The 12,574-nt window shown below is 69.6% G+C and carries 10 protein-coding genes; 5 read left to right on the forward strand and 5 right to left on the reverse strand.

Features of this window, described 5'->3' with window-relative positions:
* Nucleotides 1–60: 60 nt before the first annotated feature.
* Complete coding sequence (locus J5V16_RS12070) at nucleotides 61–756, reverse strand: LppM family (lipo)protein (protein ID WP_208496520.1); 696 nt, start codon at nucleotides 754–756, stop codon at nucleotides 61–63.
* A gap of 240 nt (nucleotides 757–996) precedes the next feature.
* On the opposite strand from J5V16_RS12070, the gene J5V16_RS12075 reads away from it, so the two are divergent.
* The gene (locus tag J5V16_RS12075) at nucleotides 997–1,503 is read left to right on the forward strand and encodes a DUF2752 domain-containing protein (protein WP_208496521.1); all 507 of its coding nucleotides are present in this window, start codon (nucleotides 997–999) and stop codon (nucleotides 1,501–1,503) included.
* Between the two features lie 56 nt (nucleotides 1,504–1,559).
* Here J5V16_RS12075 and J5V16_RS12080 read toward each other — a convergent pair whose 3' ends face one another.
* Entirely contained in the window at nucleotides 1,560–2,381 is an 822-nt protein-coding gene (locus tag J5V16_RS12080; protein WP_208496522.1) for a DUF4097 family beta strand repeat-containing protein, read from the reverse strand.
* A gap of 12 nt (nucleotides 2,382–2,393) precedes the next feature.
* Complete coding sequence (locus tag J5V16_RS12085; protein ID WP_208496523.1) at nucleotides 2,394–2,885, reverse strand: hypothetical protein; 492 nt, start codon at nucleotides 2,883–2,885, stop codon at nucleotides 2,394–2,396.
* 206 nt (nucleotides 2,886–3,091) lie between these two features.
* Between J5V16_RS12085 and thyX the strand changes: the two genes are divergently transcribed.
* The 3 genes from thyX to J5V16_RS12100 all read left to right on the forward strand — a co-directional run bounded on the left by thyX (nucleotide 3,092) and on the right by J5V16_RS12100 (nucleotide 6,588).
* Complete coding sequence (gene thyX, locus J5V16_RS12090) at nucleotides 3,092–3,844, forward strand: FAD-dependent thymidylate synthase (RefSeq protein WP_208496524.1); 753 nt, start codon at nucleotides 3,092–3,094, stop codon at nucleotides 3,842–3,844.
* 204 nt (nucleotides 3,845–4,048) lie between these two features.
* Nucleotides 4,049–4,897 (forward strand): 4-hydroxy-tetrahydrodipicolinate synthase, encoded by an 849-nt coding sequence (dapA, locus tag J5V16_RS12095; RefSeq protein WP_243901067.1) that lies wholly within the window; start codon nucleotides 4,049–4,051, stop codon nucleotides 4,895–4,897.
* Nucleotides 4,897–6,588: a ribonuclease J gene (locus J5V16_RS12100; RefSeq protein ID WP_208496526.1), complete on the forward strand. Its 1,692-nt coding sequence runs from the start codon at nucleotides 4,897–4,899 to the stop codon at nucleotides 6,586–6,588. The genes dapA and J5V16_RS12100 overlap by 1 nt, the downstream gene beginning before the upstream one ends.
* Nucleotides 6,589–6,719: 131 nt before the next feature.
* Here the strand turns inward: J5V16_RS12100 and J5V16_RS12105 are convergent, their stop codons facing one another.
* Nucleotides 6,720–7,388, reverse strand: a complete 669-nt coding sequence (locus tag J5V16_RS12105; RefSeq protein WP_208496527.1) for a hypothetical protein — start codon at nucleotides 7,386–7,388, stop codon at nucleotides 6,720–6,722.
* A 274-nt stretch (nucleotides 7,389–7,662) separates the two neighbouring features.
* Nucleotides 7,663–8,364: an SDR family oxidoreductase gene (locus J5V16_RS12110; RefSeq protein ID WP_208496529.1), complete on the reverse strand. Its 702-nt coding sequence runs from the start codon at nucleotides 8,362–8,364 to the stop codon at nucleotides 7,663–7,665.
* 74 nt (nucleotides 8,365–8,438) lie between these two features.
* Between J5V16_RS12110 and J5V16_RS12115 the strand changes: the two genes are divergently transcribed.
* On the forward strand, nucleotides 8,439–12,527 hold the full coding sequence (locus J5V16_RS12115) for a DNA translocase FtsK (protein ID WP_208496530.1): 4,089 nt from the start codon (nucleotides 8,439–8,441) through the stop codon (nucleotides 12,525–12,527).
* Nucleotides 12,528–12,574 lie beyond the last annotated feature (47 nt).

Genomic DNA, 12,574 nt, shown 5'->3' on the forward strand with positions numbered 1-12,574 from the left:
ACGCCGACAGGCTCACCAGAATACGGGCCGTGCAGGAGACGGCTACGGTTTGTGCTTGAGCTAACGGCCCTGTGCGGACGGGTTGCCGACCGAGAAGCGGCGCAAACGCCGCCACTGCCACAGCCACAGGAGACCGCATACGACCACCACGAACGCGATGCCGATGATGAGGAACGCGCGCCCGTCGTTCTCGACGGCGGTGGCGGTGAGGTCGTACTCGTCGCCGGGCGTCATGGTCCAGGTGACGGTGCGGCCCTCGAGCTCGCCGTTGTGCTCGGTGACGCGGGCCGGGAAGTCGACGCTGACCAGGATCTCGGCGCCCTCGAACGCGGCCGGGTCGAGGAACCCGGCGGCGCGGAGGTCCCAGTGGCTGTCCAGCGTGTACTCGCGGCCGCTGTGGTCGAGGCGGAGGTAGCCCCAGTCGTCGCCGCCGAAGTCGGCGAAGTCGGCGAGGGGGCGGTTCGTGAAGGTCGCGGTGTAGCCGGTGTAGCCGCCCTCGGTGTACGGGGTGCGTTCGGTGCCGGGGACGCCGTCGAGGAGGGCGTCGAGGAACGCGTCGAGCTGCGCCTGGTCGAGGCCTTGGTCGGCGGCCTGGGCCGCGAACTCGTCGCTCCACGCGGCGGTGAACTCGCCGCCCACGGTGTCGTCGGGCCGCACCTGCAGGCCGAGGTCGAGCCGGAGGCACCCGGACGTGGCGACGAGCAGTCCGAGTGCGGCGGCGGCGAGGAGCACGCGGCGAGTGAGCAGACCCAGCATGCCCCGAGCTTAGGCCCGATAAAGCGCTGATTCGTCGCTTTCGCCCGACTCGCGGGAGGCCGATGTCGCACCCGCCTGCCACCCTGGTATCGGGGGCGGCGAACCGGCACCCTGATGGTCCGCCCGTGCGCGCCGAACCGCGGGGAAGCCGCACACCACTGCGAGCCCGATCGCTCCCGCCCCGCCTGTGAAACCACCTCGCGCGACTCCTCCGGCTACGCTTTCCGGAGAGGAGGCGATGTGTGCGCAGTCGATGAGGCCACGCTGGTGCCGGAACCCGGCCCGGCCCCGGAACCCAAGCGCGGCAACCCCGTACAACGCTGGGTCGCCGGCGTCGTCGGGCACCCGGCGTTCGCGCCGCTCGCGATCCTCGGCTGCTTCTCGGCGGCCGCCGCCGGAATCGTCGTCACGGACCCGACCGACAACACCGGCCCCAGCACCTGCCTGTTCAAGGTCGCCACCGGCTTCGACTGCCCCGGCTGCGGCGGCACCCGCGCGTTCTACTACCTCGCCACCCTCAACCTGCCCGAAGCCGCCCGCCACCACCTCATGGCCGTCTTCGCCGCCCCGTTCATCGTCTGGATGTACCTCGCCTGGGCCCTGCCGCGCCTCGTCACGCGCCGCACCTGGCGCCTCCCCACCTTCCACCTCACCCCGAACGCGCTCACCGGCTTCCTCATCGTCTGGGGCGTCTTCTTCATCGCCCGCAACCTGCCGTGGGAGCCGTTCAGCTTCTTCTACGTATGAGAAAAGACCCGGCCGCCTCAGGCGACCGGGTCCTCTCGTGGGTGTTGGTTGCAGCTCTACGCGTAAGCGCTCGCCCGGTGCAGGTAGATGTCGCCCGAGACCGAGCGCGCCCGCACCTCCAGGCTCGTGCCCGTGCTCGACGGCGCCGGGGACGTGTCACCCGTGGCCAGCTCGGAAGTGACCGAGCCCGCCTTGGCGTCCAGGTCCACCCAGATGTCCGTGCCCGGCACGACCCCGAGGCTGATCCGGCCCGAGACCGTGTTCGCCCGCACCGAACCCGACCGAAGCGCGCTCAGCTCGATCCCGCCCGACAGGGTGTTCACGTTCGCGTTCGAGTCGACCCGCTCGGCCGTGATCGAACCGGCCACCGTCTTCGCGGAGAAGTCCCCGCCGACGTGGTCGGCCCGCACCTGGCCCGAAGCGGTGTTCGCCCGGAAGTCCTCGATCGCGTCGATGACGCTGATCGAACCCGAGACCGTGTTCGCGCGGACGCTCGTCGCGTTCTCCACCGTCGCCGAACCGGCGACCGTGTTGATCGAGACCGCGCCCAGCCTGCCGTGCAGGCTGATCGGCGCCGACGTCGTCTTGACCGAGACCTCCGAGCGGACCGGCACCTTCACCGAGAGGTGCACGCCGATCTCCTTGCGGAAGAACCAGTTCTGCGCCTTCTCCGGCGCCACGACCCGCAGGTGCCCGTTCTCGAACTCCACGCGCGCCAGGTCCGCGGCGTCCGCGTCGCCCTCCGAGCGGCGCTGCGCGGGCTTGACCTCCACGAGCACCGTGTCGAGCTCGTGCGCGGTGACGGTGACCGACCCGTCGGCAAGGGTGATCGCCGCCGTGACCGGCCCGTCATGGGTGAATTCGGTGTACTCGTTCATTGCTCGGTGCTCCTAAGCCCTGGCGTAGCCGGTGATGCGCTGGCTGTACTTCGCGCCGGCGGGCTGCCCCGAGGTGCGCGAGGCGTGGACGGCGTTGTTGATCGCACGCACCAGCCAGGCGTTGACGGAGGCGCCGTCGGAGGAGGCCGCCTTCTCGACGTCCTCCTTCAGCGACTCGGGAAGACGCAGCGTGATACGGGCGACGTCGTCGTCCACCGGCGGGGCCGGCGGCGGCGCGGCCTCGGCGGTCTCGCCACCGCGCACCTGCAGGTCCACTTCCCGGCCGCGCACGCGCAGATCGACCGAGGCCGAGGAACCGGCCTGGTCGAGCCCCGCGGTGATCTCCGCGGCGGCTTCCGAGAGTGCTTCCATGAGCGCCAGACGAGCGCCCGCATCGAGCGCCTCGGCCAGCAGTTCAGCGGTCCGCGCGGCATCCTCGCCGCCGGGCGCGGCGGCAGCGGTGAGGCTCCGGCGGAGCGATTCGATATACGGCGTCAAGTCCATGACACCATGGTGACATCATTTCTGACGTCTGTCAACCGGCGCTGTGAAACCAGGCAGTGCGATCCGAACCACCACCGCCGCCCGCACACCTCCGCGACACCCCCCGAACCCGGGCGCGTGCCGGACCACACTCCGCAGCCGAGTACCCTCAGGGAGTCGAGCACCAGCACTAACAGGCACTGCACATGAAACGAGGGGGAGCGGGGATGCCCGAAATCGTACCGATGGACGTCCGACTCATCGCCTGGACGCACTTCGAGCCCCCGGCCGACGTCCCCTGGGACACCGACGCCGACGGCGGCCAAGCCCTCGCCGAATTCGCCGGCCGCGCCTGCTACCAGTCCTGGACCAAGCCCAACCCCAAGACCGCCACCAACGCCGGATACCTCGAGCACATCCTCCAGGTCGGCCACCTCTCCGTCCTCGAGCACGGCACCGTCAGCTTCTACCTCAGCGGCATCTCCCGCTCCCTCACCCACGAGCTGATCCGCCACCGCCACTTCTCCTACTCCCAGCTCTCCCAGCGCTACGTCCCCGAACGCGACGCCGCCATGGTCGAACCCGACGTCATCGCGAACGACCCCGAACTCCACGCGCGCTTCCTCGCCGCCGCCGAAGCCGCCCAGAGCGCCTACAACGACCTCCTCGAAGGCCTCGAGAAGCAGTTCGCCGACGTCGCCAACCCCACGCTGCGCCGAAAGCAAGCGCGCCAAGCGGCGCGTTCAGTACTCCCCAACGCCACCGAGACCCGCATCGTCGTGACCGGCAACTACCGCGCCTGGCGGCACTTCATCGCCATGCGCGCCTCCGAGCACGCCGACGTCGAGATCCGGGCGCTGGCCATCGCATGCCTCAAGCAGCTCAAAGAGAAGGCCGCCAACGTCTTCGCCGACTTCCAGATCACGAAGCTCGACGACGGCACCGAGGTCGCCTCCAGCCCCTACGTCACCGAGGGCTAGAGCCGCGGACGCATATCCGCACACCGCTCGGAAGGCTCGCCGGCACCGCCGCGAGCGCCGAACCGCAGTGGTGCGGCGGAAAAACTTGAGACAGTTACAAAACGCAGCGAGCGGCCGGGCGCAGGCGCCCCGGCCGCCGGACCCAGCATTGGTGAAAGCAACATGCGCAACGCAACGCGCCCCTTCGGGCGAACACTCGCGGCCATGATCACGCCGTTCACGCCCTCGGGCGAACTCGACGTCCCCGGCACCGCCGCCCTCGCCCGCCACCTCGTCGACGAGCAGGGCTGCGAAGGCCTCGTCGTGAACGGCACGACCGGTGAATCCCCTGTCACCACCGACGCCGAGAAGACCCAGGTCATCGAGGCCGTCCTCGAGGCCGTCGGCGACCGCGCCCACGTCATCGCCGGCGCCTCCACGTACGACACGCGCCACTCGGTGCGCCTCGCCCAGGCCGCCGAGCAGGCCGGCGCCAACGGGCTCCTGCTCGTCACCCCCTACTACAACAAGCCCACGCAGGACGGCGTCGCCGCCCACTTCGAGGCCATCGCCGACGCCACCGAGCTGCCGGTCATGCTCTACGACATCCCGCCCCGCTCGGTCATCGGCATCGCCGACGCCACCTACGAGCGACTGGCCCGCCACGAGCGCATCATCGCCGTCAAGGACGCCACGGGCGACGTCGTCCACGGCCAGCGACTCCGCCGCGCCACCGGCCTCGCCGTCTACTGCGGCGTCGACGAGATCAACCTCGCCGCGTACGCCACCGGGCAGGTCGGCATCGTCTCCGTGACCGCCCACCTCATCGGACGCCAGCTCAACGCCATGTTCGACGCCTTCGACGAAGGCGACATCGCGAAGGCCTCGGCGATCAACGACGCGCTCCTGCCGGTCACCGAAGTCCTCTTCGAGAACCCGGGACTCGTCGGCGTCAAGGCCGGCCTCAAGGGCCTCGGCCTGCCCGCGGGCGACCCGCGCCTGCCGCACGTCCCGGCCGACGCCGAGCTCAGCGCCCGCATCGCCACCGCCCTCGCCGACCTGAAGGAGGCCTGATGGGCCTGACTCGACCCAAGAATCTCGGCGCGCCCGGCGCCCTCCCCGAGGGGGCGCTGCGCGTCATCCCCCTCGGCGGCCTCGGCGCCATCGGCCGCAACATGACCCTCTTCGAGTACGAGGGCAGACTGCTCATCGTCGACTGCGGGGTGCTCTTCCCCGACGTCGACCAGCCCGGCGTGGACCTGATCCTGCCGGACTTCACGCAGATCCTCGACCGCCTCGACGACATCGAGGCCATCGTCGTGACCCACGGGCACGAGGACCACATCGGCGCGATCCCGTACCTGCTCGAGCACAAGAACGACATCCCGGTCGTCGGCTCGAAGTTCTCGGTCGCCCTGGTGGAGGCCAAGCTCCGCGAGCGGCGCATCAAGCCCGCCGGGATCGTCGTGGCCGAGAACGAGACATTGCAGCTCGGGCCGTTCGGCCTCGAGTTCCTGGCCGTGAACCACTCGATCCCGGACGCGCTCGCCGTCGCGATCCGCACCGAGGCCGGCCTGGTGCTGCACACCGGCGACTTCAAGATGGACCAGCTGCCGCTCGACGGGCGCATCACCGACCTCGCCGGTTTCGCGCGCCTGGGCGACCAGGGCGTGGACCTGCTGCTCTCGGACTCCACGAACGCCGAGATCCCCGGCTTCGTGACCTCCGAGCGCCAGATCGGGCCCGTGCTCGACAAGCTCTTCGAGGACGTGAAGGGCCGCATCATCGTCGCGTCCTTCGCCAGCCACGTGCACCGCGTGCAGCAGGTCATGGACGCCGCTCACGCGCACGGCCGCAAGGTCGCGTTCGTGGGCCGCTCGATGGTGCGCAACATGGCGATCGCCCGCGACCTCGGCCTGATGCAGGTCCCCGACGGCCTGCTGGTGAGCATGGACGAGGCGGTGCGCCTGCCCGCCGACGAGATCGTGTACATGTCCACCGGTTCCCAGGGCGAGCCGATGAGCGCCTTGGGCCGCATGGCCTCCGGCGACCACCGGCACATCGCGGTCGAGCCCGACGACACGATCATCCTCGCCTCGTCGCTGGTGCCCGGCAACGAGACCGCCGTGTACGGCGTGATCAACCGGCTCGCGCGCACCGGAGCCACCGTGATCCACAAGGACGTCGCGAAGGTCCACGTCTCGGGCCACGCCCCGGCGGGGGAGCTGCTGTACGTGCTCAACGTCGTCAAGCCCTCCAACATGATCCCGGTCCACGGCGAGGCCCGGCACCTGCAGGCGCACGCGCGCCTCGCGATCGAGTCCGGTGTCCCGGCCGACCAGGTCATCGTCATCGAGAACGGCGACGTGGTCGACCTGATCGACGGCCGCGCGCGGCTCGTCGGGCACGTCCCGAACAACCTGATCTATGTGGACGGCCTCTCGGTGGGCGACGTCGGCGAGCCGGTGCTCAACGAGCGCCGCGTCCTCGGCGACGGCGGCTTCATCGCCGCGACCGTGGTGATCGACTCCGAGAACGGCAAGGTCGTCGGCGGCCCCACGGTCTCGGCGAAGGGCTTCTCGGAGGACCCCAAGGCCTTCGACGGGGTGCTGCCGCTCATCGACGACGCGATGGAGCGCGCGGCGCAGGACGGCATCACCGACCCGCACCAGCTCCAGCAGATCCTGCGGCGCACGGTCGGCAAGTGGGTCAACGACACCTACCGCCGCCGCCCGATGATCGTGCCTCACGTGTTGGAAGTCTGAGGCCTGCGAACGAATGCGGCGGGGCCGCTCCCTTCTTGAGGGAGCGGCCCCGCCGCTTTTTCGGGTGCGGGGCGGGGGGGGGGCCGCGCCTTTGTTGGGGGCGGGCCCCCGCCGCTTTTGCTCTGGCGCGCTTAGGGGTTGTGGCCCGGCCAGGTGTTGGGCTGCTGGGGCTGCTGCGGCGGGACCTGCAGCTGGGTGGTCTGCGGGGCCTGCTGCTGGTACGGCTGCGGTGCGTACTGGGGCTGGGCGGGCTGCTGCTTCGGGGGCGCCCAGCGCATCAGGAAGATGCTGCCGGCCAGGAGTGCGGCGGCCAGGATGTAGAGCCAGATGCCGCCGCCGGCGGTGGCGCTCACGTCGAGGTCGGCGTCCTCCCAGGCGTCGCCGTTGAAGGCGCTGTTGAGTTCGATGACCGGGTGGAGCGCGGCGGCGACGGTGATCGCGGCGAGGCCGATGCCGCCGAGCTTGGCGGCCCAGGCGAGGCCGGGCTTGACACCGGCGGCGGCCCAGCCGACGAGGACGATGAGGACGAGCGCGGGCGCGAGACCGGGGAGGCCGACGCCGGCGGTGTCGATGCCGAAGCCGCCGACTTCGTCGGCGTCGCTGCCGCTGAACGAGATCTGGGGGAGCAGCGAGCCGACCGCGAGGAGCAGGAGGCCCGCCCCGGCGAGCCCGAGCCCGACGGGCGTCGGGCGGTCCGGGCCGCTGGGGAGGAGCTGCTGGTACGCGGGCTGCTGCGGCTGGCTCGGCTGGGCTTGCGGCTGCGAGGCGTACTGCGGGTACTGGGCTGCGGGGTCGCTCAAGAGAGAGATCACACCTAACTCTGGTATCCGATGGGCTGAGTATCAAGGCGAAGACGGGTCGCCTTGTGGGACACGGGTATCCGACAGAGCATCCTAAGGGGTGCCTGCCAAACGCGTGAGGCTCGCTCGCTTTAGTGGCGCGGTGGCGCTGACCTGCGGGTACGGAAAGTGTCGTACCGGCGCGCTATTTTTGTGCTCCGCAAACTTACGGCTCGCAAACTTCGCCGAGGCCGGGTCCCTTAAGAGGGATTTATCGGCTTGAAGCGTGATTCGCCTAGTTTCGCGCTCGGATCGGCAGGGGGTTCGGGGGCTCCAGACGGAGTTCGTTCACCACCATGTCGGCCGGGGTGTTGAGGAGGCCGATGATGGTCTGCGCGATCGACTCCGGACTCGTGGCGCGGGCCGGGTCGTAGTCCGCGCCGTACTGCTCGCGCACGCTGCGCTGCATGTCGGTGGCGAAATGCGACGGGTACACGCTGGTGACCCGCACGCCGTTCGGCTGCTCCTCGCCGCGCAGCGAGTCCGCCAGCGCCCGCAGCGCGTGCTTGCTCGCCGCGTACGAGCTCCACTTCGGCGCCGCGTTGATCCCCGCGCCCGAGTTGACGAAGACAACGTGGCCGCGCGCGGCGCGCAGCGCCGGAAGCAGGACCCGGGTGAGCTCCGCGGGCGCGGTCACGTTGATCGCGAGGGTCTGCTGCCACTGCTCCAGCGGTTGGTCGGCGACGGCGGCGATGTGGGCGATCCCGGCATTGTGGATCACGCCGTCGAGCCGCTCCAGGCCGAGATCCGCGACCGCGGCCGCGATCGTCTCCGGCTCGCCGAGGTCGAAAACGAGCTTCCGGTCGTGCGGCACACCGTCCAGAGCGGACTCGCTGCGGGCGTGCGCGATGACCTTGTCGCCGCGCGCGGTGAGCTGCTCGGCCAGGGTCCGGCCGAGGCCGCGGCCCGCGCCCGTCACCAGAATCGTTTTCGACATGTCCTCACATTAACCGTTTTCATGGTTGCCTTCGGGCCGACTCCGCTCAGCATGAGGGCGGTAACGTATGGGGCATGATGGCCAGGACGAGCGGCAGTTCGGGCGGCGCCGCCCGCAAGGGGGGCACCGTTCGCAAGAGCAGTGCGCCCGCGGCGCGCCGCAAGCCCGCCTCCACCGCCGCCAGATCGCCCGCGAAACCCGCCGCCCGCAAGGCGGCGAAAACGACCGCGAAGAAGACCGCCGCCAAGAAGGCCGCCAAGCGGACCGCCAAAAAGGCCGCCCCGAAGCGCAAGGGCATGGACGCGGTCCCCGGGCCGCTCGAGGCCCTCGGGCTCGGCCTGCGCGGGCTCTGGGTCGGCACCGCCCGCTCCACGGGCTGGATGGCCCGCTCCGTCGGCAAGGAGGCCGCCACGGCCCGCGACATCGACCCCGCGCACCGCCGAGACGGCCTCGGGCTCTTCCTCATCGCCATCGCGATCGTCCTGGCCTGCGCGGTCTGGTTCGATGTGGCCGGTCCGATCGGGGAGCGCCTGGCGTTCATCCTCGACTGGCTGCTGGGCCTGGCCACCCGCGCGCTGCCGGTGCTGCTCGTCCTGTGGGGGCTGCGCGTGATGCGGCAGGTCCCGCCGGAGGACGCGCACGGCCGCTCGCTCGTGGGCTGGACCTCGATCTGGCTCTCGAGCCTCGGTCTGCTGCACCTGATGTCGGGCCTGCCGGCCGACATGGGCGAGCGGATGGTCGCGGGCGGCCAGATCGGCTGGCTCGTCGGCGGAGGGCTCGCACTGGGCGTCTCGGCGTACGTGGCGTTCCCGCTGCTGATCCTCCTGCTGCTCTTCGGGGTCCTGGTGGTGACGGCGACGCCGCTCAACCAGGTGCCGTACAAGCTCGGCCGCCTCTGGGACCTCGCCACGGGCAAGGTCGACTCCTACGAGGACGATGACGACGAGGAAGCGGAAGACGAGCCGAAGCCGAAGGCTCGCAAGCCCAGCCGCGAGGCCAAGCAGCTCCAGGAGGAGGAGGCCCGCCGGGTCCACCACCCCACGACGGTCCTGCCGCGACTCGCGCCCGAGGAGGTGCCCGAGCTCAACTCGGAGCACGTCTCGGCCCGCGACTCCGTGCCGATCCCCGAGCCCGAGCCGGTGCGCGAGCCGCCGAAGCACTCGCCACCGCCCAAGCGCATCGAGCAGCCGACCCTTTCGGACGGCAGTGCGGCTGTCGAGGGCGAGTACCGCCTGCCGCCGATCGACTTGCTCCCGACCGGGCCGACCGCCAAGAAGCGCTCCAAAGCCAACGATTCGGTCATTGCGGCGCTTCAGGAAGTGTTCGCGCAGTTCCAGGTCGATGCGGCCGTCACCGGCTTCACGCGCGGCCCGACGGTGACCCGCTACGAAGTGGAGCTGGGACCCGCCGTGAAAGTCGAGCGGATCATCCAGCTCTCGAAGAACATCGCGTACGCGGTGAAGAGCTCGGATATCCGCATCATCAACCCGATCCCAGGCAAGAGCGCGGTCGGCGTCGAGATCCCGAACACCGACCGCGACGATGTGGCACTGGGCGATGTCCTGCGATCACCACTCGCGCTTTCCGACGACCATCCGATGATCGTTGGCCTGGGCAAGGACGTCGAAGGCGGCTATGTCCTCACCAACCTGACCAAGACTCCGCACTTGCTGGTGGCTGGAGCCACCGGCTCTGGGAAAGCTTTGTCGCTGGACGAGCCAATCCCGACACCTGCAGGGTGGTCGACTATGGGCGATCTGCGAGTGGGTGACCGCGTATTCGATGAGCGGGGCGTACCCTGCACTGTCATCGCAGCCACCGAAGTGATGGAGGACCGACCCTGCTACGAGGTGGAGTTCTCGGACGGCACGGTCATCGTCGCGGACGCCGAGCACCAGTGGGTCACCACGACGCGCTCCGACCGTTCCAAAGCACGGCGCCGCAGGAATGACTCGTACTGGTCCGAGGACGAGGTCCTCTGGATCAAGACGCGCGCTCATTCGGTGCTCGGACTGCCCGACATTCCGATGTCGACCGCGCAGGTCGTCGACGACGTCGGAGCACGGTACAGGACCGTTCTCCTGCAGGTCGCCAAGGACATCCCGGTGATCGAGGGCGAAGCGAGCACCTTCTACAAGCGCGGCGGCAGGACCGTGCGAAGGCGTTCGCCTGTTCGCTCCGGCCACGCGATGTACCAGGCGCTGGTCGACCGCGTCACGATGCCGGGCCGATCCGCTCGCCGCCAGGAACGGCAGCACATCACGACGACCGCTGAAATCGCCGCAACGCTGCGCGTGGAGGGCCGCGGGCAGTCGTGGGCGAACCACGCGGTAGCGGTCGCCGGCGCGCTTGACCTTCCTCCTGCGGACCTTCCGATCGCGCCGTACACGCTCGGCTGCTGGCTGGGCGACGGCACTACCGGATCCGCAGGATTCACGTCCGCTGATGAGGAGATCCTCGACGGCATCCGAGCCGACGGGTATGTCGTCACCAAACATCCGGGCGCACGGCCCCAGTACACGATCTCGAACGCCCCGGATCGAGATGAGCGGATCCGGTCCGCGATCCGGCTGGCGGAACAGGGCGTCGGTCTGACTCGGGCCGCCCGGCACCAGGGCGTCGGAGAGTCCGCGGTGTTCGCCGCGGCGAAGGGGTGCTTTGCGGTCGGCCGCAACGGCGGTGCCGAGCCCGAAGGCCCGGCGCGCACACCGTGCCGATCGATGAGCGCACTGTTCAAGGAACTCGGGGAGAAGCACATTCCGCAGGAGTACCTGCGGGCGTCCGAATCGCAGCGGCGCGACCTGCTGGCAGGCCTGCTCGACACCGACGGCACGGTCTCTAAGAGCGGGAACATCGCCTTCGCCGTGACGAGTGAGCGGCTCGCAAGCGACTTCCTGGAACTGGTGCGCGGTCTGGGCTACCAGGCCACCGTCTCGACCAGGAACGTCAAGGGCCGCAAACCTGAGACTTCGGTCCGCTATTCTGTCGCGTTCACCACGTCGGACCAGGTGTTCCGGCTGAGCCGGAAGGGCGAGCGCCAAGTCGAGTCCGTGCGTCCGACGACTCGCGAGCGGTACATCGTCGATGTCCGGCCGGTGCCGTCGGTGCCGGTGCGGTGCATCGAAGTGGACAGTCCGAGCCACCAGTTCCTGGCGAGCCGCGCCATGATCCCCACGCACAACTCGAGCCTCATCAACACGCTGCTCGTGTCGATGCTCGTCCGTGCCACACCTGAGGAAGTGCGGCTGCTCCTCATCGACCCGAAGCGGGTCGAGCTCACCAACTACGAGGGCGTGCCGCATCTCGTCCATCCGATCGTCACCAACCCGAAGAAGGCGTCCGATGCGCTGCAATGGGTCGTCAAGGAGATGGACATGCGGTATGAGGATCTCGCGAAAGCGGGGGTGCGCCATGTGGACGACTTCAACCGCAAGGTTCGCTCAGGTGAATTGAAGACCGATCCGGCGTCGGGTCGTGAGTTGCGGCCGCATCCCTATCTCCTCGTGATCGTCGACGAGCTCGCCGACCTCATGATGGTGGCGGCGAGGGACGTCGAGGAATCGGTCGTTCGCATCACGCAGCTGGCCCGCGCCGCAGGCATCCACCTGGTGCTCGCCACCCAGCGGCCTTCCGTGGATGTCGTCACCGGCCTCATCAAAGCCAACGTCCCGTCCCGGCTCGCGTTCTCCACCTCTTCACTGGCCGACTCGCGGGTCATCCTCGACCAGCCCGGCGCTGAGAAGCTCGTCGGCCGAGGCGACGGCCTGTTCCTGCCGATGGGCGCCTCCAAGCCCGAGCGCATTCAAGGCGCCTGGGTCGGCGACGACGAGATCGAGGCGATCGTGGCGCACGTCAAGGCCCAGATGGACGCCCAGTACATCGAGGAGGTCACCGCCGCGCCGGGTTCGACGCGCGAGATCGACCCCGAGATCGGCGACGACCTGGAGCTGCTCATCCAGGCCATCGAACAGGTCGTGACCACGCAGTTCGGGTCGACCTCGATGCTGCAGCGCAAGCTGCGGGTCGGGTTCGCGAAGGCCGGGCGGCTCATGGACCTCATGGAGACGCGCGGGGTCGTGGGCCCTTCGGAGGGCACGAAGGCCCGCGACGTGCTGGTCAAGCCCGAGGACCTGGACGGCGTCATCGCCTCGCTCCAGGGCTGAGCAAGAATGCGAAGGGCCGGTCCGCATCTGCGGACCGGCCCTTCGCG

This window comes from Glycomyces niveus (assembly GCF_017592475.1).
Taxonomy (GTDB): domain Bacteria; phylum Actinomycetota; class Actinomycetes; order Mycobacteriales; family Micromonosporaceae; genus Glycomyces; species Glycomyces niveus.

Excerpts from the sequence above, each read along its gene's own strand:
- J5V16_RS12070 (WP_208496520.1), bottom strand. The coding sequence starts at position 756 with ATGCTGGGTCTGCTCACTCGCCGCGTGCTCCTCGCCGCCGCCGCACTC.
- J5V16_RS12080 (WP_208496522.1), bottom strand. The coding sequence starts at position 2,381 with ATGAACGAGTACACCGAATTCACCCATGACGGGCCGGTCACGGCGGCG.
- J5V16_RS12085 (WP_208496523.1), bottom strand. The coding sequence starts at position 2,885 with ATGGACTTGACGCCGTATATCGAATCGCTCCGCCGGAGCCTCACCGCT.
- thyX (WP_208496524.1), top strand. The coding sequence starts at position 3,092 with ATGCCCGAAATCGTACCGATGGACGTCCGACTCATCGCCTGGACGCAC.
- dapA (WP_243901067.1), top strand. The coding sequence starts at position 4,049 with ATGATCACGCCGTTCACGCCCTCGGGCGAACTCGACGTCCCCGGCACC.
- J5V16_RS12100 (WP_208496526.1), top strand. The coding sequence starts at position 4,897 with ATGGGCCTGACTCGACCCAAGAATCTCGGCGCGCCCGGCGCCCTCCCC.
- J5V16_RS12110 (WP_208496529.1), bottom strand. The coding sequence starts at position 8,364 with ATGTCGAAAACGATTCTGGTGACGGGCGCGGGCCGCGGCCTCGGCCGG.
- J5V16_RS12115 (WP_208496530.1), top strand. The coding sequence starts at position 8,439 with ATGATGGCCAGGACGAGCGGCAGTTCGGGCGGCGCCGCCCGCAAGGGG.